The 26298-nt window shown below is 71.3% G+C and carries 27 protein-coding genes and 1 riboswitch; of the genes, 17 read left to right on the top strand and 10 right to left on the bottom strand.

Annotation, left to right across the window (positions count from 1 at the left end; all coding sequences use genetic code 11):
* The first annotated feature begins 150 nt into the window (after positions 1-150).
* The 5 genes from BLQ73_RS13980 to BLQ73_RS14000 are packed head-to-tail and all read left to right on the top strand — an operon-like array spanning position 151 to position 5681.
* Complete coding sequence (locus BLQ73_RS13980; protein WP_093170865.1) at positions 151-360, top strand: MbtH family protein; 210 nt, start codon at positions 151-153, stop codon at positions 358-360.
* A 5-nt stretch (positions 361-365) separates the two neighbouring features.
* Positions 366-2093 carry an ABC transporter ATP-binding protein gene (locus tag BLQ73_RS13985; protein ID WP_176955434.1) on the top strand — a complete coding sequence of 576 codons (1728 nt, stop codon included), beginning with the start codon at positions 366-368 and terminating at the stop codon, positions 2091-2093.
* Positions 2086-3999 carry an ABC transporter ATP-binding protein gene (locus tag BLQ73_RS13990; RefSeq protein WP_093170867.1) on the top strand — a complete coding sequence of 638 codons (1914 nt, stop codon included), beginning with the start codon at positions 2086-2088 and terminating at the stop codon, positions 3997-3999. Before BLQ73_RS13985 ends, BLQ73_RS13990 begins: the two co-directional genes overlap by 8 nt.
* Before the next feature lie 9 nt (positions 4000-4008).
* On the top strand, positions 4009-4878 hold the full coding sequence (locus BLQ73_RS13995) for a siderophore-interacting protein (protein WP_093170868.1): 870 nt from the start codon (positions 4009-4011) through the stop codon (positions 4876-4878).
* A gap of 41 nt (positions 4879-4919) precedes the next feature.
* A complete protein-coding gene (locus BLQ73_RS14000) occupies positions 4920-5681 on the top strand; it encodes a class I SAM-dependent methyltransferase (RefSeq protein ID WP_176955435.1) in 762 nt (253 codons plus the stop codon).
* A gap of 3 nt (positions 5682-5684) precedes the next feature.
* Here BLQ73_RS14000 and BLQ73_RS14005 read toward each other — a convergent pair whose 3' ends face one another.
* Positions 5685-6590 carry a DUF2797 domain-containing protein gene (locus BLQ73_RS14005; RefSeq protein WP_176955436.1) on the bottom strand — a complete coding sequence of 302 codons (906 nt, stop codon included), beginning with the start codon at positions 6588-6590 and terminating at the stop codon, positions 5685-5687.
* A gap of 135 nt (positions 6591-6725) precedes the next feature.
* Complete coding sequence (locus tag BLQ73_RS14010) at positions 6726-7439, bottom strand: carboxypeptidase-like regulatory domain-containing protein (protein WP_176955437.1); 714 nt, start codon at positions 7437-7439, stop codon at positions 6726-6728.
* A gap of 47 nt (positions 7440-7486) precedes the next feature.
* Here BLQ73_RS14010 and BLQ73_RS14015 point away from each other — a divergent pair, with 47 nt between their 5' ends.
* The gene (locus tag BLQ73_RS14015; protein ID WP_176955438.1) at positions 7487-8581 is read left to right on the top strand and encodes an aminoglycoside phosphotransferase family protein; all 1095 of its coding nucleotides are present in this window, start codon (positions 7487-7489) and stop codon (positions 8579-8581) included.
* Positions 8582-8680: 99 nt separating this feature from the next.
* On the opposite strand, the gene BLQ73_RS14020 is transcribed toward BLQ73_RS14015, so the two are convergent.
* Positions 8681-9106 carry a hypothetical protein gene (locus BLQ73_RS14020; RefSeq protein WP_093170872.1) on the bottom strand — a complete coding sequence of 142 codons (426 nt, stop codon included), beginning with the start codon at positions 9104-9106 and terminating at the stop codon, positions 8681-8683.
* A 425-nt stretch (positions 9107-9531) separates the two neighbouring features.
* Here BLQ73_RS14020 and BLQ73_RS14025 point away from each other — a divergent pair, with 425 nt between their 5' ends.
* Positions 9532-10200: a YdcF family protein gene (locus BLQ73_RS14025; RefSeq protein WP_245691070.1), complete on the top strand. Its 669-nt coding sequence runs from the start codon at positions 9532-9534 to the stop codon at positions 10198-10200.
* Between the two features lie 26 nt (positions 10201-10226).
* On the opposite strand, the gene BLQ73_RS14030 is transcribed toward BLQ73_RS14025, so the two are convergent.
* Together BLQ73_RS14030 and BLQ73_RS14035 are read right to left on the bottom strand one after the other, a co-directional pair.
* Positions 10227-10415: a hypothetical protein gene (locus BLQ73_RS14030; RefSeq protein WP_093170873.1), complete on the bottom strand. Its 189-nt coding sequence runs from the start codon at positions 10413-10415 to the stop codon at positions 10227-10229.
* A gap of 67 nt (positions 10416-10482) precedes the next feature.
* Positions 10483-12093, bottom strand: a complete 1611-nt coding sequence (locus BLQ73_RS14035) for an NRAMP family divalent metal transporter (protein WP_093170874.1) — start codon at positions 12091-12093, stop codon at positions 10483-10485.
* A gap of 228 nt (positions 12094-12321) precedes the next feature.
* Positions 12322-12510, bottom strand: a riboswitch (M-box (ykoK) riboswitch).
* 319 nt (positions 12511-12829) lie between these two features.
* Between BLQ73_RS14035 and BLQ73_RS14045 the strand changes: the two genes are divergently transcribed.
* Positions 12830-14086 (top strand): MFS transporter, encoded by a 1257-nt coding sequence (locus BLQ73_RS14045; protein ID WP_093170939.1) that lies wholly within the window; start codon positions 12830-12832, stop codon positions 14084-14086.
* Positions 14087-14135: 49 nt separating this feature from the next.
* Here BLQ73_RS14045 and BLQ73_RS14050 read toward each other — a convergent pair whose 3' ends face one another.
* The 4 genes from BLQ73_RS14050 to BLQ73_RS14065 all read right to left on the bottom strand — a co-directional run bounded on the left by BLQ73_RS14050 (position 14136) and on the right by BLQ73_RS14065 (position 18113).
* A complete protein-coding gene (locus BLQ73_RS14050) occupies positions 14136-15143 on the bottom strand; it encodes an ABC transporter substrate-binding protein (protein WP_245691071.1) in 1008 nt (335 codons plus the stop codon).
* The gene (locus BLQ73_RS14055; protein WP_093170877.1) at positions 15140-15934 is read right to left on the bottom strand and encodes an ABC transporter ATP-binding protein; all 795 of its coding nucleotides are present in this window, start codon (positions 15932-15934) and stop codon (positions 15140-15142) included. Before BLQ73_RS14055 ends, BLQ73_RS14050 begins: the two co-directional genes overlap by 4 nt.
* A 1-nt stretch (position 15935) precedes the next feature.
* Complete coding sequence (locus BLQ73_RS14060) at positions 15936-17072, bottom strand: FecCD family ABC transporter permease (RefSeq protein WP_476712862.1); 1137 nt, start codon at positions 17070-17072, stop codon at positions 15936-15938.
* 135 nt (positions 17073-17207) lie between these two features.
* Positions 17208-18113: a LysR family transcriptional regulator gene (locus BLQ73_RS14065; RefSeq protein WP_093170879.1), complete on the bottom strand. Its 906-nt coding sequence runs from the start codon at positions 18111-18113 to the stop codon at positions 17208-17210.
* A 168-nt stretch (positions 18114-18281) separates the two neighbouring features.
* Between BLQ73_RS14065 and BLQ73_RS33425 the strand changes: the two genes are divergently transcribed.
* Genes BLQ73_RS33425 through BLQ73_RS14100 form a run of 7 tightly spaced genes read left to right on the top strand, consistent with a single transcriptional unit; the run spans position 18282 to position 25018 of the window.
* The gene (locus BLQ73_RS33425) at positions 18282-18623 is read left to right on the top strand and encodes a hypothetical protein (protein ID WP_218125846.1); all 342 of its coding nucleotides are present in this window, start codon (positions 18282-18284) and stop codon (positions 18621-18623) included.
* Positions 18620-19636, top strand: a complete 1017-nt coding sequence (locus BLQ73_RS14075; protein ID WP_093170881.1) for an ABC transporter permease — start codon at positions 18620-18622, stop codon at positions 19634-19636. Before BLQ73_RS33425 ends, BLQ73_RS14075 begins: the two co-directional genes overlap by 4 nt.
* A complete protein-coding gene (locus BLQ73_RS14080) occupies positions 19633-20541 on the top strand; it encodes an ABC transporter permease (protein ID WP_093170882.1) in 909 nt (302 codons plus the stop codon). The genes BLQ73_RS14075 and BLQ73_RS14080 overlap by 4 nt, the downstream gene beginning before the upstream one ends.
* Positions 20538-21455: an ABC transporter ATP-binding protein gene (locus BLQ73_RS14085; RefSeq protein WP_176955439.1), complete on the top strand. Its 918-nt coding sequence runs from the start codon at positions 20538-20540 to the stop codon at positions 21453-21455. Before BLQ73_RS14080 ends, BLQ73_RS14085 begins: the two co-directional genes overlap by 4 nt.
* A complete protein-coding gene (locus BLQ73_RS14090) occupies positions 21452-22237 on the top strand; it encodes an ATP-binding cassette domain-containing protein (protein ID WP_093170884.1) in 786 nt (261 codons plus the stop codon). The genes BLQ73_RS14085 and BLQ73_RS14090 overlap by 4 nt, the downstream gene beginning before the upstream one ends.
* Positions 22234-23142 (top strand): carbon-nitrogen hydrolase family protein, encoded by a 909-nt coding sequence (locus BLQ73_RS14095; protein ID WP_093170885.1) that lies wholly within the window; start codon positions 22234-22236, stop codon positions 23140-23142. The genes BLQ73_RS14090 and BLQ73_RS14095 overlap by 4 nt, the downstream gene beginning before the upstream one ends.
* A gap of 34 nt (positions 23143-23176) precedes the next feature.
* On the top strand, positions 23177-25018 hold the full coding sequence (locus BLQ73_RS14100; protein WP_143020255.1) for a serine hydrolase domain-containing protein: 1842 nt from the start codon (positions 23177-23179) through the stop codon (positions 25016-25018).
* 101 nt (positions 25019-25119) lie between these two features.
* On the opposite strand, the gene BLQ73_RS14105 is transcribed toward BLQ73_RS14100, so the two are convergent.
* Positions 25120-25710: a pentapeptide repeat-containing protein gene (locus BLQ73_RS14105; protein WP_093170887.1), complete on the bottom strand. Its 591-nt coding sequence runs from the start codon at positions 25708-25710 to the stop codon at positions 25120-25122.
* Positions 25711-25883: 173 nt separating this feature from the next.
* Between BLQ73_RS14105 and BLQ73_RS14110 the strand changes: the two genes are divergently transcribed.
* Positions 25884-26072 carry a hypothetical protein gene (locus BLQ73_RS14110; RefSeq protein WP_093170888.1) on the top strand — a complete coding sequence of 63 codons (189 nt, stop codon included), beginning with the start codon at positions 25884-25886 and terminating at the stop codon, positions 26070-26072.
* The gene (locus tag BLQ73_RS32395) at positions 26069-26296 is read left to right on the top strand and encodes a hypothetical protein (RefSeq protein ID WP_176955440.1); all 228 of its coding nucleotides are present in this window, start codon (positions 26069-26071) and stop codon (positions 26294-26296) included. Before BLQ73_RS14110 ends, BLQ73_RS32395 begins: the two co-directional genes overlap by 4 nt.
* Positions 26297-26298: the final 2 nt, after the last annotated feature.

The following is a 26298-nucleotide window of genomic DNA, read 5'->3' on the forward strand; positions in this document are numbered from 1 at the left end:
ATGCTCGGCCGCAGCGGAGAGGGGCGACTACTCTCAGTGATCGTTCCTTGTCGGGGGCCGGGCTCCGATTCGGGAGTGCCCACCGGCATTGCCGAGATGGACTGATTAGGTTAGCCTAACCTTAATCCGATGATCTTGAGGAGGATCCGGATGACCAACCCGTTCGACGACGAGGACGGCAGCTTCCTCGTGCTCGTCAACGACGAGGAACAGCATTCGCTCTGGCCCGCGTTCGCCGAAGTCCCGCAAGGGTGGCGGACCGCCTTCGGCCCCGGCTCGCGCCCCGACGCCCTGGACTACGTCGAGCGGAACTGGACCGACCTGCGTCCGCTCAGCCTGCGGAAAGCCATGGGGCACTGACCGGCGTGCCGAAGGCCGCCGACACCGCGCGGCGCGGGCCCGGCCCGCGCCGCGCGGCCCATGCACTCCTGCGCTGGTGCCTGCGCGCCGAACGGCGCGACACGCTGGCCGCCATCGGCCTCGCCGCCCTGTGGCAGCTGGCGCTCGTCTCCATCCCGTGGTCGGTGCAGCGGGCGCTCGACGACGGCGTCGCCGCCGCCGACCGGGGCGCCCTGCTCACCTGGAGCGCCGTCGTCGCGGCCACCGGCCTGTTCGCGTGGCTCGCGCAGCGCCTCGGCCAGCACCTCAACTACCTGGCGGGCGCCAGAGTCGTCGCCCGCCTCCGCGCCCGCCTCTCGGCCCACCTGCTCAGCCTCGACACCAGGGCGATCGGCGCCTACGGCCGGGGCGACCTGCACGCGCGCAACACGCACGACATCGACCTCGTCTGGATGTGGGTGAGCGGCACCGTCGACCTGCCGCAGCTCCTCATCGGCATCGCCGGCGTCGTCGTGGCGGTCGCCGTACTCGACCCGCTGCTCTCGGTGCTCTGCCTGGCCGCCGTCGCCGCCATAACGGCCCTGAACGCCGTATTCGGCCGCCTGCTCGGCGCACGGAGCGCCGAACTCGCCGCCGCCCACAGCGCGCGCGCCGACACCGTGGACGAGCTCGTCACCGGCGGTGCGACCGTCCGCGGCCTCGGCGGCGAAAGCGCCCTCGTCGAAGCGCACCACGCCCGCAGCGCGGCCGTCGCGGCCAAGGCCCTCGCGGTCGGCGGAGTCGGGGCCAACTGGTCGGCGCTCTCGTCGTTCACGCCGCTCGCCGCCATCGCCGCCGGCCTCGCCCTGGGGGCTCCCGCCGTACTGGACGGCACGATGAGCATCGGCGGCCTCACCGCGTTCGTGACCTGGATGCTGATGCTGACGGCCACCTCCACCACCCTGTCCGTACGGCTCTCGCAGCGGGCGCAGGCCGCGGAGGCCGCCACACGCATCGCGGAGGTGCTGAGCACCCCCGCGGCCGTCACCGAACACCCCCGCCCCGCGCCCGTCGCCCACGGCCCGCTCCACTGCCGCGACGTCGTCGTCGAACACGGCGCCCGGCGCGTGCTCGGCCCCCTCGGCCTCACCGTGCCGCCGGGCGAGACGGTGCTGCTCACCGGCCCCGTCGCCGCCGGCAAGTCCACACTCCTGCGGCTCCTGGTCCGCCTCGACGACCCGGCCTCCGGCACCGTCACGTACGGCGGGGCCGACCTGACCACACTCCGGCTCGACGACCTGCGCCGCCGCATCGCCCTCGTGCCGCAGCGCCCGCTCCTGGTCTCCGGCACCGTCGCCGAGAACCTCACCCTCGGCCTGCCCGGCGGTGCGACCGCCGACGAGATGCGCGCCGCGTGCCGGGCGGCGGCCGTCGAGGAGGAGATCGACGCTCTGCCCTCCGGCTTCGACACGCCGGTCGGCGAGGGCGGCGCGACCTTCTCGGGCGGGCAGCGCCGCAGGCTGGCCCTGGCCCGCGCGCTGCTCCGCAGACCCGACGTGCTGCTCCTCGACGACGTGACCTCGGCCGTGGACACGCCCACCGAAGAGCGCATGCTCGCCGGGATACGCGCGTGGTCGCCCGGCGCGACCGTGATCGTCGTCGGTGACCGCCCCGCCGTACGCCGCTTCGCCGACCGCGTCGTCGAGATCGGCCCCGCCTCGGCCGGCCCCGCCTCGGCCGGTCTGCTCGCCGCCACCGGGGACGCCCATGGCTGAGGTCGCGCTCCTCTCCGAGACCCCCGACAAGCGGCGCCTGATCCGCAGAACACTCCCGTATCTCGCCCCGCACCGGCGGCGCATCGCGCTCGGCACGCTGCTGAGCCTCACCGCCACCACCTGCGTCGCCCTCGTCCCCGCGGCCGTCGGCGTGGCGGCCACCGCCGCCCTGAGCCGCGACGGCGCCGCCCTCACCACCGCCGTCGCCGCCGTCGCGGCCCTCGCGCTCCTCCACCTCCTCGCCCGCCGAGGCGGCGACGTCCTCCTGAACGACGCCGGCGAACGCGTCGTGCGGCGGCTCCGCGAACACGCCGCCGAAAGCCTCGCCGCCGCCCCGCTGCGCTTCCTCGAAAGCCACCCCGCGGGCGCGCTGACCACCCGGGTCACCGCCGAGGTCACCGAGCTCGGCTCCTTCGTACGGCAGCAGCTCCCCGACCTCATCGCCTCCGGAGGCTACCTTCTGGTCGGCACCGCCGTACTCGTCCACCACTCCGCGCTGCTCACCGCGGCGCTGTTCGCCGTCTTCGCACCCCCCGCGATCACGGTCGTGCGGGCGTTCCGCCGCCGGTCGTCCGCCGCCTGGGACGCCGAGGCCACCTGCCAGGCGGCCGTGTCGGCGACATACGCCGAAGGGCTCGAGGCGCGGGAGACCCTCCAACTGGCCGGGGCGGCGGACGCGTGGGCCGCACGCTACGACCGCGACCAGAGCCGCCTCCACCAGACCATCCGGCGCACCACCCGCGCCCTCAACACGATGACCTCCATCCAGTTCTTCGAATGCCTCGCCGTCGGCGCCGTCATCCTGATCGGCGGCCTGCTGACCGACGGGAGCCCGGCGAGCACCGGCACGGTCATCGTGTTCGTCGTGGCCTCACGCGGCATGTTCGACTCGTTCATGCAGCTCACACGCCTCCTCGGGGCCGTGCAGCGCACCCGCACCGGCCTCGCGCGCATCCTCGACCTGCTGGCCGCCGCAGTGCCGTCCGCAGTGCCGTCCGCAGTGCCGTCCGCGGGGTCGTCCGCGGGGTCGTCCGCGGGGCGGCCCGCCGCCCGCCCGCCCGCGACCGGTGCGCCGGCGGGGGCGAAGTCGGGGGCGGCGGCGGGGACGAAGTCGGGGGCGGTGCCGCCGCGAGGCGATCTGGCGGCCGAAGGCGTCTGGTACGGCTACGCCCCCGGCGCCGCCGCCCTGCGCGGCGTCACCCTGTCGTTCCCCGCCGGCTCCCGCACGGCCCTCGTCGGCGCGACCGGCGCGGGCAAGACCACCCTCGCCAAAGTGCTCGCCGGGCTGTACGACCCCGGACAGGGCGGCGTCCGCTACGCCGGCCTCGACCTGCGCGACATCCCCCGCGCGGAACTGCGCCGGCGCGTCGTCCTCATCCCGCAGGACATGCACATCGCCCGGGGCACCGTGCTCCACAACCTGGCCTTCGCCACGGACGCCTCCCGCGCCGCGGTCGACGAGGCCGCCGACCTGCTCGGCCTCACCACATGGCTGCGCGGGCTGCCCGACGGGGCCGACACGCAGGTGGGAGCCAGAGGGTCGCTCCTGTCGGCGGGGGAGCGGCAACTCGTCGGCCTCGTGCGCGCCGTCCTCGCCGACCCGGCCGTACTGATCCTGGACGAGGCCACCGCCGATGTCGACCCGGCCACGGCGGCGCTCCTGGAGAGCGCGGTGGACCGGTGGGGGCAGGACCGCACCCTGATCGTCGTCGCGCACCGGCAGACGACCATCGACCGGTTCCCCCGGCGGGTACGGCTCGCCGGCGGAGCCGTACGCGGTGACGCCGTACGCGGTGACGCCGTACGCGGTGACGCCGTACGCGGTGACGCCGTACACGGTGACGCCGTACACGGTGACGCCGTACACGGTGAACACGACACAGCCGACCGGATCGCGACCGACTGAGGAGCTTCGATGTCCGACGACCTTTTCCTGGCCGAGGTGCTGCGCACGGCGCACGTGACGCCGAAAATGATCAGAGTGACCCTGGGAGGTGACGGGCTCCGGGGCTACCGGAGCTCGGGGCCGCCCGACGAGTACTTCAAAATGTTCTTTCCCGCCCCCGGCGAGGAGACCCCCGCGCTGCCCGCCACCGTCGACGGCAGATGGGTCTACCCCGAGGGCGCGGCCGAGCCCGAGATCCGCAACTACACGGTCCGCCGGTTCGACCCGGCGGCGAACGAACTCGACGTCGACTTCGTCGTCCACGAAGGCGGCGTCGCCGCCCCCTGGGCGCTCGCCGCACGCCCCGGCCTGCGGGTCGGCCTCTCCCTGCCGCACGGCCTCTACCGCCCGCCCGCCGACACCACCTGGCGGCTCATCCTCGGCGACGCCACCGCGCTGCCCGCCATCGGCCGCGCCGTCGAAGAACTCCCCGAGGACGCCCGCGCCCACGTCTACATCACGGTCGAGGGCCCCGAGGAGCGGCAGACCTTCACCACCGAAGGCCACGCCGACATCACCTGGCTGTACGACGGATGCGAGAAGCTGCTCGACATCGCCGAGTCCTTCCCCCGCCCCGACGACAAGGGCTACATATGGGCCGCCGGCGAAGCCGGCGTCATGCGGGAGATCCGCCGCCACCTGCGGCACACCCTCGGCCTGCCGACCGAGCGCTACTGCACGTTCGGCTACTGGCGCGAGTCCGCCGAGGAATGGCAGCGGCGGTTCCAGCTCGTCGCCGACCAGGTCAGAGCCCGGGTCGCCCTCGCCCGCCGGCAGGGCAAGGACGCCGAGGAATGCCAGGACGAGTTCGACGACGCCCTCACCGCCGCCGGCCTCTGACCGGCCGCCGCCGCCACCCCCCACCCCGAGGAGCCGCGACGATGAGCGACGAGCAGACCGCGGAGGAGCGCTACAGCGACTTCTACGCCAGGCAGCTCGCCAGCCCCACCCTGCGCCGCATCTACCAGGAGGTGTACGGCGACGACCACCCGGCCGAACTCCAGACCTTCGGCTTCGTCACCCGCACCGACCTCGCCCTGCTCGGAGAACGCCTCGCCCTGCGCCCCGGCCGGCTCCTCGCCGACCTCGGCTGCGGGCGCGGCGGCCCCGGCATCGCCCTGGCCAGGCAGGCCCTCGCCGACCTGGTCGGCATCGACGTCGTCCAAGCCGCCCTCGACGGCGCCGCCGTACTCAGCGCCGCCCTCGGCCTGCCGCAGGCCAGGTTCCTGCGCGGCAGCTTCACGGCCACCGGCCTCCCCGACCGCTCCTGCGACGCCGTCATGAGCGTCGACGCGCTGTGGATGGTGTGGAACAAACCCGCCGCCTTCCTGGAGACCTCCCGCATCCTCCGGCCCGGCGGACGGTTCGTCTTCACCACCTGGGAGCCGGCCTACCTCGACCACACCCGCATGCTCGCCAACGCGGGCTTCGCCATCCTCGAACGGCGCGAAACCGACAACTGGCTCGCCCGGCAGTTGGCCGTCTACCAGCGCATCACCGCCGCCCGCGCCGCCCTCGCCGCCGAACTCGGCCCCGGCTCCGCCGTACTCCTCACCGAAGCCGCCCAGACCCCCGGAGTCCTCCCCACCACCCCCCGAGTCATGATCACCGCCGAACTCCGCGCCTCCCCTCCTCGGCGGTGACGCTCAGAAGAGGGCGTCCTGCTCTCCCTCCGGGCGGGTGAGCGCCCGCAGGGGCGCGGTGAAAGTCGCTCCACTCCGGGGGAGGCCCAGCGTCCAGCCCGCCGACAGGCGCGTGTCCAGCACCACCAGCCCGGCCGCCGAGTCGAGATACAGGTCGGAGCCGATCCGGCACACCGTCGTCCCGGTGACCACGCATCCCGGGGCGAGCGGGAGCACCTCCGCGGCGGGGCGGAGGCCGTCCGCGGGGAGGCCGTAGACGTCGGCGTGGTCGGCGACGAGCGCGTCGCAGCGGCTCTGGGCTTCGGGCCACGCCAGGTGCCGCGCCCGCTCGGCGACGGCCAGAAGGTCGCGGGCGCGCTCGGCCGCGGTGCCGGGACGGGCCCGCGCGGCACGCTTGCGTACGGTGGTGACGCGGTCGGGGAGTCCCAGGGCGGAGCCGAGCAGGTGCTCGACGCGTCGGGCGGACGCCAGGGTGCCGGTGGACAGCACAGTCGAGGCGAGCGCCCCCTGCTCCAGCAGGCGCGCGGCGCCGCGTTCGGCGGCGGTGATGCCGACCTTCACCCCGGCTGTGCCGTGGTGGGCGAGGTAGACGGCGAAGGGGCGTGGATCGTCCATGCGGGTGTCGGCGGCGATCGAGTCGGAGCGGTCCCATGCCCGGCAGGTGGGACACTGCGCCGTGCGTGAAGAAGGCTCGACCGGGGCACCGTGCGGACAGGCCATGCGTCTCCCGGCGCGCCGGATCCCGACGCACCGCCTCTCAGACCCCGTGGCAAAGGACAGACCGCCCCCGACCGGGAGCGGACTCGCCCTCGTGGCGCTCCCGTCGGGCGCCGACCACTCCAGCAGCGCCTGCTCTCCGCTCCAGACGAGCCGGGTGGCCCGCCACGTGGGCGGCGAGACGCCGTTCAACCCTCATCCCCCCTCGCGGCCGGCACTCACAGTGCTCTCCCGGCAACCCTACGCGGCAGGGGGACTTGGTCCTGCGAGCCGCGGCGGCACCTTCCGGGGGCAGCCGCGGCTCGCAGGATCGCAGTGGCGGAGATGTCACTCCTCGGGCACGACGACTTTGACCTCGATCTCGGGTTCGGGTTCACGTCCGCTGTCGGATCGGACCACCAGCCTGCCGGTCCGTACGGTGCCCGGCCGCATGCCCGTCGAGGAGGCGTTGACCGTGACGGCGGTGGACGTGCCGGTCGTCAGGGTGCCGGTGGCGGGGGCGGCCGAGAGCCATGTCTGAGTGGGATCGCCGACGACCGTGAAAGGCGTGTCGCCGCCGTCGTTGGTCAGCGTGAACCGGCCTGAGCGCTGGGACTCGGGGGGCATCACCAGGGTCATCTCATCCGCATCGGCCGCCACACGGCCGGTCGTGAGGGCGATGTCGAGCCGGGTCACATGGTTCCAGCCGACCGAGACCCAGCTCCGGTGGAACGTGCCGTAGTGGTCCTTGACCGCCTGGACGCTGTAGAGATCGTCAGGGACCTGAATGTGGAAGCTGCCGTCTTCACCGGTGAGAAGGGCCCTCCAGCCGCCTGCCAGCCTGATCTTGGCGCCCGCGATCGGCTTGCCGTCGTTGGCGTCCGTGACGACACCGGTCAGCACCCCGTGCATGGTGGGCCGGAACGACAGGCTGCGCCCATCGCGAAGCCATGGGGCGTTGTAGGAGTATTCGAGAGCGCAGGGACGAGAGTCCTCGATGCCGATCGTGGCGCTCGTGCCGTATTCGTGGAGATCTTGAAGGGCTTGGGCAAGGATGTGCAACCTATTTAGAAAGGCGTCCCTTTCTGCTTTCTCGGGAGAATTGCCGAATGCGATGGCTTCGTACCGGGCGACCCCGCGCTCTCGCCTTCGCCCTGGCGGCGGCGCTGGGCATCGTGATCGAGGACCAGGCGGTCGAGAACATCGGTGTCCGGGCGGTGGGGGCCGTGGGCGGGAAAACCGGTCGAGCCCGTGGCAGCCCTCGACTACCCTCGCACGACATGATTACTGACGGACTGGCGCGCAACGTCGTGGGCGTCTGGAAGGACGCGGGTGCCAGGTGGCTGGCGGAGCTTCCGTCGATCCTGGGAGAGCTGGCCCGCGACTGGGACCTCACGGTCGGCGCGCCGTTCGAGCTGTCGTACCACTATGTCACCTCGGTGACCTGCGGCGACGGGACGCCGGCCGTGCTCAAACTGGGTGTGCCGAGCGGCTCGTCCCTCGCGGAGGAGGCTCCCGGTCTGGCGGCGTTCGCGGGCCGGGGCGCGGTGCGGCTGCTGCGGGCGGACCTCGACCGCGGAGCGCTGCTGCTGGAACGTGTCACGCCCGGCTGGCGTGTCCGTGAGCTGGTGCCCGACCGGGACGGCGAGGCCACGTCGGCCGCGGTCGCCGTGATGCGGCGTCTGCACGTGCCTCCGCCGCCCGGCTGCGCCCTTCCCGACGCCCTGACCCAGGTGCGGGCGTTCGACGACTATGCGGCCGTCCACGGGGACGCCGGGCCGCTCCCGCTCGACCTCGTCGTGCGCGCTGGCGGGTTGATGCGGGAGCTGTGCGCCTCGGCCACGGAACGTGTCGTCCTGCACGGTGATCTCCACCACGACAACATCCTGCGCGCGACGCGCGAGCCGTGGCTGGCCATCGACCCCCACGGGCTGGTCGGCGACCCCTGCTACGAGGTCGGCTCCTGGATGTTCGACCCCGACCCGGAGGACCGGGACGAGGCGTTGACGGCTCTGGTCCCGTCGCGGGTCGAGCAGCTCGCGGACGAGCTGGCGATGCCCATCGACCGTGTCGTGGCGTGGGGGTTCGTCAAAGCGGTCATGTCTGACGTGTGGTCGGCCGAGGACTGGTCGCCCGGCGCGGACTGGTCCCCGATCAGCAGGGCCTTCGACGTCGCCCGCCTGCTGCTCCCTCGCCTGCCGTGACGCGCGTGACGCGGGCGACGCCGTACGGCAGAAGCGAAGAGGACCAGGACGGCGCATTCCGTCCGGGTCCTCCACCCGTCCACCCGGAGCGCTCCCGGCTCAGGCGCGCGGGTTGACCTGTACGGCGCTGCCCCGGCATGTGTCGTTGCCCCAGTCGTCGACGCACACGACCAGCTGCAGCTTCTTGAGGTGGCCGTCGGCGTCGGTGATGCGCAGGTTCTTCCACGTGAGCGTCGACCCGGAGTCCTGCCGGTTGTACCGGTAGGCGGTCTTCTTGGTCGAGCCCAGCGGGTGGTAGACGACGAAGTAGGCGTAGACGCTGTGGCCGTCGCGCTTCAGGTCGCTGACGGACACCCTGTCGACGCGGATCTCGTACTTGCTGGTGTACGTCACCTGCGCCGAGGCGGACGCGATTCCCGGGACCGCGGTGGAGAAGGCCGCCGCGTGGGCGTGGCCTCCGGTCAGTGACGTGATGAGGGCGGCGGTTCCCAGAACCAAGGCCGATCGGCGCAGCAGTGCTGTCATTTGCTTCCCTTTCTCTTCTTGGCGGCAGATGTGTGTTTTTGACCTATCGGGCATGTCTCGGGGGCCCTTCGAGACATGCGGTATCCGCAGGTGAAACGCTAAGAGGAGACTTCTGGTGGAAATATCAAACATGCTGGAGTGCCGATTCCTGTCGGCGCTCGTGAGATGCTGTCTTGTCCACGAGCAATGCCGCAGGAAGTAATAAACAGACCATTAATTAATCAATGCACTAAAGGGTGGCTGTGAAGGGTGAACGCCGGGGCAGGGAAGATTCTCTTGATCCCGACCCTGGCATTTTCGATCGTGTCGCAGGCCAGGCCGCGCAGTACGGGCTGGCGCACCAACTGCGCAGCATCGAGGGCATACAACGGACCAGCCAGGGGGAGATATGCCTCCCCTTGCCGCGGCGACCAGGGAGTAGCCGAGTGAGTGTCGAGCAGCAGGTCATCACCGACGAGCAGTGGCGTCATGCCCGTACGATCTGGGACTACCACCAGATGCACCACGACCTGCGCCGGTGTGATGCGGCCATCGGCATGGGCAGCCACGATCTGGGGGTCGCGCGTACGGCGGCCGAGTTGTACCACGCCGGGTGGTTCCCACGGGTCGTCTTCTCCGGTGCCACCAGCCCCACCACCGCGGCTCGCTTCCCCCGGGGCGAGGCCGTCCACTACCGCGAGCACGCGCTTGAGCTGGGCGTGCCCGACGAGGCGATCATGCTGGAACCGGACGCTGCCAACACCGGACAGAACATCGCGCTGTCCCGCGAGGTGCTGGTCGGCTCGGGCGTCCAGCCCGGTTCGGTGCTCCTGATCTCCAAGCCGTACATGGAGCGCCGGGCCTACGCCACGGCGCGCAAGGTGTGGCCGGAGGTGGAGGTGGTGTGCGCCTCCGAGCCGCTTGAGCTGGATGCCTATGCCGGGTCGATCGGCGATCCGAAGCTGGTCGTCGACATGCTCGTCGGCGACCTCCAACGAGTGATCGAGTACCCGAGGCTCGGCTACGCCGTCGAGCAGCCCGTCCCCGGAAGGGTCCATGACGCCTACCAGGCTCTTCTCCGCGCCGGATTCGACAGCAGGCTCCTTGCACCCTGACCCGTCAACGATCTCGAATGGATCCTTCACTTGCCGGATCGTGCGATGGCGATCGCGAGGATGATGACGACCGTCAGGAGCACGAGCGGTCCGATCAGGGCGGCGGCGTGGCCGTAGTGCGGGAGGTGTACGGCGACGGCGCCCAATCCCGTGGCGGCGATCGGGGCGGGGAGGAGCGGCGGGGGCGACCCCCTGCGCGTCGTGAGATCGTTCATCGTCGCGAACCTCCTGTCCTTCCGAGGAGGACCCACAGCATCAGCGTAAGACCGGTGCGGGCATGGTTCAGCGGCCGGCCGCCATCTGGGCGATCTTGACGATGACCAGGACCGTGGCGGCGGCCAGGTAGAGGCGCAGGACGGTCATGCCCACGCGGTGCGCGGTGGACAGGGTGGGTTTGCCGAGTTCGTCCAGGGGTGGCATGCGCCAGTGCTCTCTGCCGTCGCGGTCTGGGGGAGTGCCATGGGACCGGCGGCGTGTGAGCGCGTAGGCGGCGGCGATCGCCCCGGCGCCACCGCACCCCGCCATGATCATGAGGATCTCGCTCTGCGTGACGCCGGGGAACAGTACGGAAACGGTGAGGACGAGCGACAGGGTGACCAGGGTGCCGACCACGAGCGAGGTGAACAGGTTGGTCGCCCGCCCGTTGACCCAGGGCCCCAGGATCTCCCTGTCGTTGCAGAGCAGCAGGAGGAACATCGACGCGCTGGGGAGGAGCACCCCGGCCAGCGCCTGCACGCCTTCGGTCACCAGGCCCAGGGGTGAGTCCGGCACGAGCACGACCGCCGCGGAGGCGCCGACGAGTCCGGCGTATATGGCGTAGAAGCCTTTGGCCTGCCTGATCCCCCGGTGGAGGGAGTGGTCGAGGCTGAGGAGGTCGCCGACGGCGTAGGCGGTGGACAGGCTGACGGCAAAGGTGCCGATCACGCAGGCGTCCAGCAGTACCACCGCGAACAGCTCGCCGGCAGCGGGTCCCGCGTAGGCCGCCAGGCCGTGGGCGATGCCCGCGGAGTCGGTGAAGTGGCCGGCCGCCGGGGTGCCGCCGAAGGCGGCGGCGCTGAACCCGATGACGGCAGCGGCGCCGACGGCCACTATGGCGATGCCGATCCACAGGTCGGCCTTTTCGTAGGTGATGTAGCGGGAGGTGATGCGCTTGTCCACGAGATAGGACTGCTGGAAGAAGAGCTGCCAGGGGGCGACGGTGGTGCCGACGATGCCGATGACGAGCAGCAGGAGCGCGCCCATGCCGCCGGGACCGGCGGGGAGCGAGGGGGCGACGAGGCCGTGGGCCATCTGGGAGGCCGGTGGATGCGCCAGGATGTACACCGGCACGAGCAGCAGCGACGCGCCGCACAGGGCGACGGCGACCCGCTCGAAGCGGCGGAACGAACCAGTGGAGGCCGCCGCCATCACGACCAGTCCGGCGAGGACCACGGACACGATCTTCGGGAGTCCCAGGTACGCGGCGGCCAGGGTGATGCCGATGAACTCGGTGACCAAGGTCAGCGCGTTGAGGACCAGCAGGTCGATCACGCTGAAGGCCCCCCAGAACCTGCCGAAGCGCTCCAGGATGAGGCGGGCGTGGCCGACGCCGGTGACCGCCCCCAGGCGCAGCGCCATCTCCTGGTTCACGTACAGCACAGGAACCAGCAGCAGGAGGATCCACAGCAGGGTCGTGCCGTAGTTCTGGCCGGCCTGGCCGTACACCGCGAAGGCGCCGGCGTCGTTGTCGCCGACCATCACGATCAGACCGGGGCCGATGATCGCCAGCAGGATCTTGAGCTTGGCCGGCATTCCGCCCCGTGAGACCTGCCCATGCCGGATCGTGCCCAGGGCGCCCTGGATGTCCTGGGTGCTCGGGTGGTGGGGTCGCGTACCGAGACGGGCGGAGGTCATGCCGAACCCCCTTCTGCTGGAGCGGGGTGCCGCGGGCGCACGCGCATTCGCCACCGCAAGAGGGAGGGGGAGGCGGGAGAGCGGTTACCGCGCGCCGAAGGTGGACGGGGACACCGGAGATATCAGCTGTTTTCGGCTCGAACTGCCGGCAGACATGTCCTCACCTCCGTCCGGCCAGGCACCACGACGCGGTGGCGCTGGATCACGACGGGGGGCCGCCCGACGGGCGATGCACCCCATCTCGTAAGAGCTTCGACACTGCCCGGCGTATGCCCGCCACCGCCTGAACCGCGGGACGGGAAGCCGCTTGGCCTCACCCCTTAAGCCGGGGAGAGGTGTCCTGATCCTGGGCGTCTCTCGACGTCGTGGGGTCAGCGGCCTGTATCCGAACAGACGCCTCACCTAACGAGGTCCACCCCCCAGTCTAGGCCGGTGCCGACAGATCCGCCGCTGGGGTCTGATGGCCGAATATGGTGTCGATAATGGTTTTCACTATAGTGCTGTCTGCTTCAATGTCCATGGCAACATCTGCTGCAGCATCTGCTTCGACGTATGCGCGGAGCCGACGGGTTGAGCACGAGTCGAGCCCGAGGACAACCCGAAGAGCCCGAGAACAAGGACCTCAGTGACGACCTCCCCCGTGCCCCCCGTGCCCCCCGTGCCTCCCGTGCCCCCCGCGTCTGGGTCTCCCACGCCCGGGTCTCCCGCGCCCGGGTCTCCCGCGCCCGCGCGCTCGATTCTGCGCGAACCGGCGTTCCTCCGCCTCTGGGCGGGCACGACCGCCTCCGGGCTGGCGACCTGGGGACTACCGTTCATCCTCGGCCTGGCGGTGCTGGAGCGCACGATGACCCCGGTGGCCCTCGGCGTGGTGCTGGCCGCGCGCACGGCGGGTTTTCTCCTCGCCGTCCCCGTCGGGGGAGTGCTCGCGGATCGGTATTCCCGGCGGAGCGTCGTCCTTTACGCCGGCCTGCTCGCCGCGGTCGCCACTCCCGCCCTCGCCGCGGGGATGGGGTGGTCCACGTTGCTGATGTCGGTGGCGGCGGTGGCGGTCGGAGCGGGGCAGGGCGCCTGCCGGCCCGCGTTTCAGGCTCTCATCGCCGAGGTCGTCGACGCCGACCGGCGCCAGCAGGCCAACGCGGCGATGACTCTCGCCGTACGGGTCACCACGCTCACGGCGCCCGGCCTGACCGCGCTGCTGGCCGTACTGGTCGATGTCGGGGTGCTCATCCTGGTCACGGGCGTGCTCTGGCTCGTCGCGGCGCTGGCTCCGCCGACCGGTCGTGCCTCGGTCGGCGAGGCCGGAGGTCGTGACGCCCCCGATGCCCCCGATGCCACCGACGCCCCCCAATCGTCCGCCGCGGCCCGGGTCCCTTTCCACACCCAGTTCCTCGACGGGGTGCGGGAGGCGCGGCGGCACCCCTGGTTCCTCGCCGGGCTGGCCGCCTTGACCGCCGTCATCGCGACCGGATACTCGGCCACGGGGGTCGCGCTGCCTCTGCTCAGCCGGGACCGGTACGGCACGGAGGCCGTGCTGGCCGCGGCCATGACGGCCTACACGGTCGGCGCTCTCGCCGGCGCGGTGATCATCGCGCGGTGGCGGCCGAGGTCGCAGGGCTGGGCCGCGCTGGCGGGCCTGGCGCTGTACGGTTTCGCCCCGCTCAGCATGGTCCTCCACGTGCACCCGGCGCTGGTCGTGGCCGCCTATGTCCTCGCCGGGGTGGGCATCGAGCTGTTCAACGTGCCCTGGCTGACGGCCACCCAGCGCGAGGTGGAGCCGAGCCTGCTGGCCCGGGTCTCCTCCCTCGACTTCCTGCTGTCGTACGGCCTGGCACCGGTCGGTCTGGCGCTCATGGCCCCGGCGATCGACGCGTTCGGGGCTCAGGCCGTACTTCTGGCCTGCGCGGTGGTCTGCTTCGCCGCGCCGGCCTTGGCCGCGCTGTCGCCCAGTGCCCGGCACTTCGCCCGCCGCCCGGGCGCGGACGGCGGCGGGTGAGCCGGTGGGCGGGTGAGCGGGTGAGCTCGGGTGAGCAGGTGGGCGGGCGTCAGCGGTCCAGGTCGCGGAGGTATTCGGCGAAGCCCTCAAGGCCGTCGATGGTGCGCGGCCCGCTGATGCCTTCGTTGTAGTTGAGGATGTGGAAGTTGCCCTTGACCACGGCGGGCAGTCTGCTCGTGGTGGGGAAGGTCTTCAGGAACTCGATCTTCTCCTTGGCGGGCTTGTCGCCGTAGTCGAGGATCACGATCACCTCGGGCTTGGCCTTGACGACCGCCTCCCACGTGACCTTGGTCCAGCGGGCGTCGAGGTCGTGGAAGATGTTCCGGCCGCCCGCGAGGCTGATGATGTCGTGGGGCGGCACATGGTTGCCGGCCGTGAAGGGCTGGTCGGTGCCCGAGTCGTAGAGGAACACCGGGACGGGGTCGCCCTTGGGTGCCTTCTCCTGGACCGCGGCCACACGTTCCTTGAGTTCGGTGACCACCTGCGTGGCCCGCTCCTCGACTCCGAAGATCTGCCCGAGTCGCTCCAGGTCGGTGTACAGGCCCTCGAAGGGCGCGTGCTCCTCCGGGTATTTCGGGTAGTTGAAGCAGGACTCGCTGTGCATGAAGCTCTGGATGCCGAGGCCGTCCAGGATCGCGGGGGTGATGCCGCGCTGGTCGCTGAAGCCGGAGTTCCAACCGGCGACGACGAAGTCGGCCTTGGCCTCGACCACGAGTTCGCGGTTGAGCAGGTCGTCGCTGAGGAACTTCACCTTGGCGTATTCCGCCGCCCACGGAGACTCCCGGACCGGCGGATTCGCCGGAGGCAGGACATAGCCGTACACGTGCTTGGTGAGCCCGAGCGAGAACATCTTGTCCGCGCTGCCGCCCTCGTAGACCACCGCGCGCTGCGGCACGCGGTACTCCACCTTCTCGCCGCATCTGTTCACGGTGGTCTTGCGGCTCTCGGCGCCGGTGGCCTCCACGTGCGCGCCGCACGAGGTCAGGCTCAGTACGGCGGCGGCGGTGGCCGCGGCCGTGGCCGCGGCGGTCCTGGGACGGAAGAGACGGGTGGTCATGGGCATGGTTCCTTTTCATCCGCGGAGGAGGACAGGCTGTAGAGGAGCTGCGGGTCGCCGGTCAGGGGGTGGGGCACGACGCTCGCGGTCACGCCGAAGACATCCCGGATCAGGCGGGGGGTGAGGACCTCTGCGGGGGTGCCGGAGGCGACGAGCTCACCGCGGGAGAGCACACCCAGCCGGTCGCATACGGCGGAGGCCAGGTTCAGGTCGTGCAGGGTGACGAGGACCGTCAGCCCGCTCTCGCGCAGCAGCGACAGCAGGTCGAGCTGGTGGCGCATGTCGAGGTGGTTGGTCGGTTCGTCCAGGACCAGCACCTGCGGCTCCTGCACGAGCATGCGCGCCGCGAGCACCCTCCTGCGTTCGCCGCCCGACAGGGTGAGCACGCTGCGGCCGGCCAGGTGCAGGACGCCCAGTCGCGCCATCGCGCCGCGGCACAGCTCCCGCTCGCGCGCGCTGAGCGCCTGGTTTCCCCGAAGGTGCGGCGTACGGCCGAGGGCCACGATCTCCTCGACGGTGAAGTCGAGGTCGGTGCCGTCCTCCTGCGTGAGGGCGGCGACGGACCGCGCGCTGCGCCGGAGGGGGAGCGTGGCGAGATCCTCCCCGCCGAGCCACACCGTGCCGACCGTCGGCTTGAGCGCCCGGTAGACGCACCGCAGGGCGGTGGTCTTGCCGCTGCCGTTGGGGCCGATCAGCCCGACGACCTGGCCGCTTCCGACCTCCAGCGACAGGTCCCGGACGAGTTCCCTGCCGCTGCGGGACACCGAGATCCCGTCCATGCGGACTTCCACGTCAGCGCCCTCCGAACAGGTAGCCTTTGCGGCGTATCAGGATGACGAACACCGGCACCCCGACCAGCGCCGTGATCACTCCCACCGGTAGCTCCCGGGGCGCGACCAGCGTCCGCGAGAGCAGGTCGACCCAGACCATGAAGATCGCGCCGACCGGCGGGGCGATCGTCAGCACCCGCGTGTGGCCGGCGCCGACCACAAGGCGCACCAGGTGCGGCATCACCAGGCCCACGAAACCGATCGCGCCGCTGACCGCCACCATGGCCCCGGTCAGAAGCGAGGTGAGGACGAACAGCCTCGTGCGGATCCGCGCGCCGTCCACTCCGAGGCTCGTCGAGACCTCGTCCCCGAGCGCCATCACGTCCAGGGCGCGCCCGTGGCGGCGCAGGACCACGGTGCCGAGCAGTACGGCGGCGGCCACCACGGGCAGCGACCCCCAGGTGGCGGCCCCGAAGCTCCCCATCGTCCAGTAGAGGACCATGCCTGTCGCCTCGCCGTCCGGCGCCAGGTAGATGATCACGCTCATGACGGCCTGGAGGGCGAACGACACCGCCACGCCCGTGAGCACCAACCGCAGCGGAGTCAGCCCCGTACGGCCCTGCGCCGCCGCGAACACCAGCACCGACGCGAGGAGCGCGCCGGCGAATGCGCCCACCGACATGGCGTAGACGCCGAAGGCGGTGAACACGCCGAACACGCTGACCGTGACCGCGCCGACGGAGGCCCCGGAGGACACGCCCAGCACGAACGGGTCGGCCAACGCATTGCGGACCATTGCCTGAACGGCCACGCCGACGACGCTCAGGCCCGCGCCGACGATCGCCGCGAGCAGGACGCGTGGTGCGCGCACCTGCCAGATGATCTGGTAGGTCGTGACCTCGTCGGCGGTGATCGTGCCTCCGGTGAGGGCGGCCCAGAGGTACCTCGCCGTCTCGGCAGGCGGGATCAGCGCCGAACCGATCCCGATGGCCGCGACGACGGAGACGGCCAGGGCGATCACCAGACCGGCCGCGACCGCGACCGTCGCCGCCGGCGACATGCGGCGGTGAGGCTCGCCTTCGCCGGCCGGCCGCGCGGGCTCGGCGGGCGGGGGCGGCCGTCGGAGTCCTTGGTGAGGGGGGTGGGGGAATGAACGCACCACGAACGCGCTCCATAAAGATAACGGAAATCGTTTTCACCGTATCATTGCACGCCGAAATCCGTCAGCCGCTTGGAGTGCCGCCTGGAGTGCCGTCCGGAGAGAGTGCCGCCCGGGCGCGGGTCAGCCGCCGGGTCAGACGGCGGGGGTGACGGTGGGGGTGACGGCGGGGCCGTAGGTGGCGATGCAGTACGCCGACAGGTCGCGGGCGAGGGAGTCGAGGGTGTCGGCCGCGTAGTGCGTGGGGTCCCAGGCGGCGAACAGGTCGATGGCGAGGTCGCCGTGAGGAGTGTGTACGGCGAGGGCCTGGAGGCCGTAGCGGGGGTCGTCGGACACGACGGCGATGCCGTGGCCGGCGGCGGCGAGGGCCTGGGCGATCTGGGGCACGCGGGTCTCGAAGGCGATGTCGCAGCCTTGGCCCGCGTCCAGGACGGCGTGGTCGAAGCGGCGGCGGGTGCCGTGGTCGGGGGTGAGGAGCAGGAGGGGTTGGGTGACGAGTTCGGGCACGGTGATGTGGGTGCGGCCGTGGAAGGGGTGGTGCGGCGGGACGTAGGCCCAGATGGGCAGGCGGGCGAGGGCGTGCCAGGCCAGGTAGAGGGGCGGCGGCGCGGGGGAGATGGCGAGGTCGGCTCCGCGCTGGAGGGCGGCGTAGGAGGTGGCGGGAAGTTCCTCGCGGACGGTGATGAAGGGGTCGGCCGCGGTGGTCGTGGCGATGAAGGGGGCGATGACGTCGGCGATGGTGGTGGGCGGGGCGGCGACGGTGAGGCGGGGCGGCCGGCCGGCGGCGAGGGCGCGCAGGGTGGTCTGGGCGTGGTGGGCGCGGGTGATGAGGTCGCGGGCGATGGGCAGGAAGCGTTCGCCTGCCGCGCTGAGGTGGAGCCGTCCGCTGTCGCGGACGAACAGGTCGATGCCGAGTTCGCTTTCGAGGCGGCGGAGCTGGCGGGAGAGCGACGGCTGGGCGACGAGTTCGCGTTCCGCGGCCTTCACGGTGGAGCCGGTCTCCACGACGGCGAGGAAGTAGCGGATGTGGCGCAGCTCCATGGGGGTGCTCCTGCGGCAGTGCGCGGGATGCGCGGGGACCGTGATGACACACGCCAGCCTATGCCTTGAAAGCATGACTCGCTGAGCTTGTTGGTATTGGACAGTATTTCTGCAGGTTAGCCAGAATGCTGGAAATTGTTCTGGCCTCCGGATCCTCAGGAGTCCCCTATGCCAACACCCCCCAAACGCCGCGCAAACGCGGCTACCGCAACCGCTGCGGTGCTCACGGCGGTGGCCGCGTGCGGCGGCGGCGCCGGTGGTGGGGCCGGCGGCAAGCCGGCGCAGTCCCGCGCGCTCAACGTGGCGACATCAGCGAACATTACGACCTGGGACCCCGTGAAATCGTTCTCCACCTACCCCCCGGCCATGAAGCTCCTGGTCGAGCAGGCCCCGGGCTTCTGCCTCGACGACGCGCGCGACCCGATGGCGAGCCCGAAGACGATCAAGGGCCTGACCTGTCGGCCCGACTACGCCTTCACCATGTTCTTCCACCAGCCGACGCCCCGATGATCAGATTCCTCATGCGCCGGGCCGCGACGTCGGCCCTGGTCCTACTCGGGGTGATGCTCGCCACCTTCCTGCTGGCCAGGGTGGTGCCGGCGAGCCCGGCCGTGGCCTACATCGGGCCCAAAGCCCAGCCGGAGGACATCGCCAGGGTCGAGCGGGAACTCGGCCTCGACCAGCCGCTGCACATCCAGTTCTGGAACTACCTCACCGACATGCTCACGGGCGACTGGGGCGACTCGATCGGCACGAAGCAGCCGGTGCTCGGCGAGATCGGGGAGCGGCTGCCGGCGACGTTCGAACTGCTGGCCGTGGCGATGGCGGCAGCCGTACTCGTCGGGGTGGTGCTCGGTGTGGTGGCGGCGCGCCGCAAGCACACCAAGCTCGACCACCTGATCAGGCTGCTGAGCATCGGCGGCGTCTCCATGCCGGCGTTCTGGCTGGGACTGCTGCTCCAGGTGGTGTTCGTGCGGGCCCTCGGCCTGCTGCCGCCGACAGGACGCCTCGGACCCGACACCCCGTTCACGTACCCGATCACCGAACTCACCGGCCTCTACACCGTAGACGCGCTGCTCACCGGCAACACGGCGGCCCTGGGGGACGCCGTGCTGCACCTGATCCTGCCCGCCGCGACGCTGGCGGCCTACCCGGCCGGGGTGGTGGCGCGCATGACGAGGGCGACGATGATTGAGATGCTCGCGCAGGACCACGTCCGTACGGCACGGGCCTACGGCCTGTCCGAACGCACCGTCACCTGGCGTGTCGCCCTGCGGGGCGCGCTGCCTCCCGTGACCACCGTGTTCGGGCTCACCCTCGCGTACTCGCTCACGGGAACGTTCTTCGTGGAAGTCGTGTTCAACTGGCCCGGCCTCGGGCAGTTCGCCGCGCAGGCGCTGCTCAACGTGGACTACCCGGCGATCATGGGCGTCACCGTGCTGGGCGCGGTCGGATACGTGCTGGTCAACCTGGTGGTGGACGTCGTCCAGGCCAGGCTCGACCCGAGAGTGGGGCTGGCATGAGCCTCACCTCCCTGTTCAAGCCCAAGGCCGTCGCCCTTGCGCCGACCGCCGCCGCGCCCCCCGGGCGCGGCGCGCTGCGCGCGCTCCTGCGCGACGGGCCCGCCGTACTGGGCCTGGTGCTCGTCGGGCTGCTGGTGCTGATGGCCGCGCTCGGGCCGCTGATCGCGCCCTTCCCCGACCAGGGCGCGGGCGCGGCCAACGTGGCCGACCGCAACCTCGCCCCGAGCCTCACCCACCTGCTCGGCACCGACGCGATGGGCCGCGACATCCTGTCGCGCATCCTGTACGGCGCACGCCCCGCCCTGCTGGTCTCGGTCGGCGTCGTCGGCCTCGCCGTACTCGTCGGCGTGCCGCTCGGGCTGGTCGCCGGCTTCCGCGGCGGACGCCTGGACGAGGCGATCATGCGGGTGTCGGACATGTTCCTGGCGTTCCCGCCGCTGCTTCTCGCCATGGTCATCGTGAGCCTGCTCGGCCCGTCGCTGTGGAACGCGGCGATCGCCCTGGTGGTGTCGTGGTGGCCGTGGTACGCCCGCCTCGTGCGGGGCCTGGCGGTGTCGCTGCGGGAACGGCCGTTCGTGGAGGGCGCCAGAACCCTCGGCCTGCGCGACGTGACGATCATGCGCCGCCACATCCTGCCGAACTGCTCCTCGCCGATCCTCGTCCAGGCCACCACCGACATCGGCACGGTGCTGCTGGCCGCCGGCTCGCTGGCCTTCATCGGCCTGGGAGCCCAGCCGCCGACCCCCGACTGGGGGCTCATGGTGGCCGAAGGCCGCACCTACGTGTTCTCGCAGTGGTGGATGTCGGCCTTCCCCGGCGCCGCCATCTTCCTCGCGGTGCTCGGCTTCAACCTGCTCGGCGACGGGCTTCGCGACGCGCTCGACCCGAGGGAGGTGGGCCGGTGAGCGACCTGCTCAGCGTGGAGGACCTGGAGGTCTCGATCGGGGCCGTCCGGCCGGTACGCGGCGTCAGCCTGCGCGTCGCGCCAGGCGAGATCGTCGGCGTGGTCGGCGAGACGGGCTGCGGCAAGACGCTGACGGGCCTTGCCGTACTCGGCCTGCTGCCGCCGGGGGCCCGGGCCTCCGGACGGGTGGTGCTCGGCGGCGACGACGTGCTCGGCGGCGACCCGCGCGCCGTACGCGGACGCAAGGTCACCATGGTCTTCCAGAACCCCGGCACCGCCTTCGACCCGGTGACCACCATCGGAGGCCAGTTCGCGCGCGTCCTGCGGGCGCACACCGGCTGCTCGCGGCGCGCGGCCAGAGCGCGCGCCGCCGAACTGCTCACCGCGGTCGAACTGCCGGAGCGAGTGCTCGACAACTACCCGCACCAGCTCTCCGGCGGCATGCTCCAACGATGCATGATCGCGCTGGCGCTCTCGTGCGAGCCGTCGCTCGTGATCGCCGACGAGGCCACGACGGCGCTCGACGTCACGGTGGCGCGGCAGATCCTCCGGCTGCTGCTGCGGCTCCAGCGCGAACACGGGTTCGGCGTCATGTTCGTGACGCACAACCTGGCCGAGGCCCGCGACATCTGCGACCGGGTCTACGTGCTCTACGCCGGGCGCGTGGCGGAGGAAGGTATGGCGCACGCCGTACTCGACCGGCCCCGCCACCCCTACACGCGGGCGCTGCTCGCGGCGCTGCCGAGGCTCGACGCCCCCCGCGGACGGCTCGCGTCGATCCCCGGAAGCGTGTCGCATGCCGAGGTGGGGTGCTCGTTCGCCGAGCGCTGCCCCGACGCCAAGGACGTCTGCCGCGCCGAGACGCCGCCCGCCCACGACGGCGTGGCCTGCCACTTCCCCGGAGGTGCCCCGTGATCCTGTCGGTCACCGGCCTGGTGAAGACGTTCGGCTCCGTGCGCGCCGTGGACGGGGTGGACCTGTCGGTGGCCGCCGGGGAGACCTACGCGGTGGTCGGCGAGTCGGGCTCGGGCAAGACGACGCTCGCGCGGTGCGTCCTCGGCCTCATCCGGCCCACAAGCGGGTCGGTGCTGGTCGAGGGGGACGACACGGCCACGATGCGCCCGGGCGACCTGCGGCTGCTGCGCCGCCGGGTGCAGATCGTGTTCCAGAACCCGCACGCCTCCCTCAACCCGCGCATGACGGTGGAGCGGCTGGTCGCCGAACCCATGAGGCTCCGCACCGGGTCGAAAGGCGCCGCCCTGCGCGACGAGGTCGTCGCCGACCTCGACCGGCTCGGCCTCGGCCCCGCCCACCTCAGCCGCTACCCCCACGAACTGTCCGGCGGCCAGCTGCAGCGCGTCGCGCTGGCCCGCGCCCTCGCGCTCCGGCCGCGACTGCTCGTGCTGGACGAGCCGACCTCGGCGCTCGACGTGTCGGTGCAGGCGCAGATCCTGAACCTGCTCGCCGACCTGCGCACCCACGACGGCCCCGCCTACCTGCTGATCTCCCACGACCTCGCCGTCGTGCGGCACCTCGCCGACCGGGTCGGCGTGATGTACCGCGGGCGGCTCGTCGAGGAGGCGCCCGCCGACCGGCTGTTCGCCGAACCGGCCCACGACTACACACGCCGCCTGCTCGACTCGGTGCCCGGAAGGGGACGCGAGTCAATGGAAACCGCACATGGAGTAGAACCTTGAGCAGAATCATCGGGGTCACCGCCGCCCAGGTCGCGCCCGTCGCGAACGATCCCGCCGCGACGCGGGCGAAGTTCGCCGGCGAGGTGCGCACCATGGCGGCGGCCTTCCCCGCCGTCGACCTCCTGGTCTTCCCCGAGCTCTACCTCACCGGGCTCGGCAGCTTCGAAAGCCTCGCCCCGGCCGACTACTTCGACCAGGTGGCCGAGCCGATCCCCGGGCCGATCACCGACGAGGTGTGCCGCATCGCCGCCGAGGTCGGGAAATGGATCGTGCCCGGCACCATCATCGAACGCGACGGCGACAAGCTGTACAACACCGCCGTCGCGGTGTCGCCCGCCGGGGAGGTCGTGGCGCGCTACCGCAAGTTGTTCCCGTGGATGCCGCACGAGTCGTGCGCGCCGGGCCAGGAGCACGTCACCTTCGACATCCCCGGCGTGGGCCGCTTCGGGCTGGCCATCTGCTACGACGGCTGGGTGCCCGAGATCGCCCGCACCCTGGGCTGGATGGGCGCCGAGGTCATCCTGCAGCCCACCTACACCCGCACGAGCGACCGGCCCCAGGAGCTCGTGCTCGCCCGCGCCAACGCCATCGCCAACCAGGTGTACGTCGTCAACCCCAACGTCGGGCGGCTGTTCGGCACCGGGCGCAGCATCATCGTCGACCCCGAGGGCCGCGTGCTGGCCGAGGGCCGCGACGGCGAGGAATACCTCACCGTCTACCTCGACCTGGACCTCGTCACCACCGTCCGCGAACACGGCACCGCCGGGCTGAACCCGCTGTGGAAGCAGCTCCGCGACGCGCCCCCGCCGTTCCCGCCCGCGGTGTACGGCTACAGCGCGGGGGAGGTGATGCGCGACCTCGGCCCCATGCGCTGGCCGGAGGGAACAGGCGCGCCGAGCGCCTGACCCTGCCCATCCCCTTCCGTCCCTTGGAGCGATCATGCGCACCCCTCTCTTATTACGCACCGCATTCGCGTCGGTTCTCGTCATGACGGGCCTGGCCGTACCGGCCCAGGCCGCGACCCCGCCCACGTCGCCCGAGTCCGCCTCTGCCGCCTCCGCCGCCTCCGCCGCCTCCGCCGGGTCCGCCTCGTCCGTGCCCGGCGACCCGCTCACCGGCTCCGGGGCGGTCAGCCGTACACACCTGGCCGCCGCCGACCTGTTCACCGGCACCGCCGACGCGCCCGTGCCCGACGAGGCGTTCGCCGTACCCGCCGACGCGGCCAAGCCCGCGCACACCTTCGAAGGCAGGCTCACGCTGTACGGCGAAGCCCGCGGAGGCGGGTTCAAGGAGATCCGCGACACCGACGGCGACATCCCCGACGGCGACCACCCCGCCAAGCACCTGCCCGAGATCTCCCTCGAATTCACCCAGACCGGCAGCCACCTCGTGCCCAAGGTCCAAGGCCTGGCCATCACCGGGAATCCCGTCTGGAACCTCATCACCGGCCCGGGGCGCGTCTGGAAGGAGAACGGCGACGGCCGCTGGACACGCGCCGCGTTCCCCTTCGCGCTGGTGCTGCGCAACCACAACTGCACCCAGAACGGCTCGATGACGTTCCTGTTCAACGGATCGTCGGTGAGCCAGGTGCGGTACCAGGTCACCCAGGAGACCTGTCTCAGCATCCAGTTCGACATGTGGGGACAGCTCCGGGCGGACTACCGTCCGTACCGCGTCCAGGGCGCCCACGCCCTGCGCGCCGCCCACGCCGCCGAGGTCGCCGCCCGCCTCCCCACCCGCCCGCTGTCGCAGCTCGCCGCCGACCACCCCGGCCTCGACCTCGACGCCTTCGGCGCCGGCGTGACCCGCGAGCACATCACCGTGCAAGGCCTGCTCTACAAAGGCGTCAACTACGTGTCCGGCTGCCAGACACGCCACGGCACCTACGCCTTCTGCGAGAACATGCGCCTCCCGTCCTACTCCACCGCCAAATCCGCCTTCGCCTCCGTCGCCCACATGCGCCTCGCGCAGAAGTACGGCACAGGCGTGAGCGACCAGAGCATCGGCAGACTGCTCCCCGAGGCCCGCCGCGCGGCGGCCGACTGGAACGGCATCACCCTGGAGAACGCCCTCGACATGGCGACCGGCAAGTACGGCTCGCCCGACTACATGGTCGACGAGGACACCACCGCCTCGGCCTTCCTCGGCGCCGAGTCCCACAAGGACAAGATGCGCGCCGCCCTCGGCTACGCCACCAAAGAGGCCCCCGGCAAGCGGTGGATCTACCACACCTCCGACACCTTCCTCGCCACCCGCGCCATGACCGCCTACCTCAACAAGCGCCGCAGCCACCACCGCGACGCCTTCTCCCTGCTGCGCGACGAAGTCTTCGCCCCGCTCAAGCTCAGCGCCGGCGCCATGACCACCCTCCGCACCGACAACAGCCCCCACGGCGCCCCCTACGGGGGCTACGGGCTGTTCTGGAACACCGACGACATCGCCAAAATGGCCAAACTCCTCAACAACGACCAGGGCAAAGCCGGCAACACCCAGCTCCTCCACCCCGACGTCCTGGCCGACGCCATGCAGCGCGACCCCGCCGACCGCGGCCTGAACGCCGGAGGCGCCACGCTCCGCTACAACAACAGCGTCTGGGCCCTTGAGTTCAGCCCCGCCACCTCCGGCGGCTGCTCCTACCACGTGCCCTTCATGTCAGGCTACGGCGGCATCACCGTCGCCATGATGCCCAACGGCGCCTCGTACTACTACTTCAGCGACAACAACGAGTTCTCCTGGGGCAGCGCCGTGCGCGAAACCGAGAAGTTCGCACCGAACTGCTGAAATAGCCTGCTGACCTGGTCAGATTCAACAAGAAGCCCCAGCTCTCGGCCTCGATGGCCGGTCTGGGGCTTCTCGTTGTTCGTGGTTGGTTGCGGTCGTTATCAGCACCGGTGCTGACTTTGCGCTGACTTCAGCCCAGCCAGAAGGCGGCGAGTGGCCATTCCCGGGCACCGCTGGTGGAGCCGTCGTGCGGAAGGATCTCCGTGGGTGCGATGTACCCCTGGCCGGGCTCCAAGCGGATGCGCAGGCAACCCAGTGGATGTCCCTCGGCGACGTAGCGGCGGACACGTCTGTGTGCGGGTGGTGCTGTTCCTGGGCACAGCCCAGGGCAGCGCAGATCTCCGTGACGTCCCGGCCACGCTGCTGCTCAGGTCCGCCGCAGTGAAGGTGGCCTCGCGCAGGGAGCAGGAGGTGAAGACGACGGGCCCGGTGGCGCGAAGGCGAGTGAAGACCGTCATGTCGAGCCTGCACCGCTCGAAGAGCACGTCCTCCAGCACCACCTCCTCCCATACCGCGCCGAGCAGCTTGCAGCCGGTGAAGACGGTGCGCGACAGCTTGCCGCCGGTCCAGCGCAGGCCGGACAGGTCGCAGCCGGAGAACTCCACCGAGTGCAGCCGTACCTCGTCCAGGTCCGCATCATCCAGGTCGGGCAGCGTGACGTGCGTCCGGCGCACAGTGCGGGTGTTCTCCACAGGTCCTCAGCCTTCCAGTGTCAGGTACCGCCGGTGGGGCGCTCGTCGACCCGACGCGCCTACCGCGAAATCACTTGTTACTTCTTGCTCCAGTTGTCCCAGGAGGGTTTGTTGTACGGGGCGGCCCAGTCACACCGCTCGGTCTGCACGACACCTCCGCACCGCAACACTCGATGGGCATCCCCGGACCGAACGCCCACGGCTATGTCAAGACCAAGAACGGCGCGGTGGACGTCACCCGCCTCAACCCGAGCATCGCCAGCGCGGGCGGCGCCATGATCTCCAGCACGTCCGATCTGACGACCTACATGTCCGCCCTGCTCAATGGCAGGCTTCTCAAGCCCAGCAGTTCGCCGAGATGAAGAAGACCACGCCGGTCAGCCCCGAATACGGCCTCGGCCTGCAGGTTTTCAAGACCTCCTGCGGCAAGACGGTGCTCGGCCACGGCGGCGGCATCCCCGGCTGGGTGACCGTGTCGTGTGCCACCGCGGACGGCAAGGTCAAACTGGCCGCCTCCTTGAACGAGGTGGACTTCAAGGACGTCAAACTCATCGACAAGGTGGTCGACTCCGCCTTCTGCGGCTGATC

Source organism: Sinosporangium album, from assembly GCF_900100605.1.
In the GTDB taxonomy this organism is placed as follows: Bacteria; Actinomycetota; Actinomycetes; order Streptosporangiales; family Streptosporangiaceae; genus Sinosporangium; species Sinosporangium album.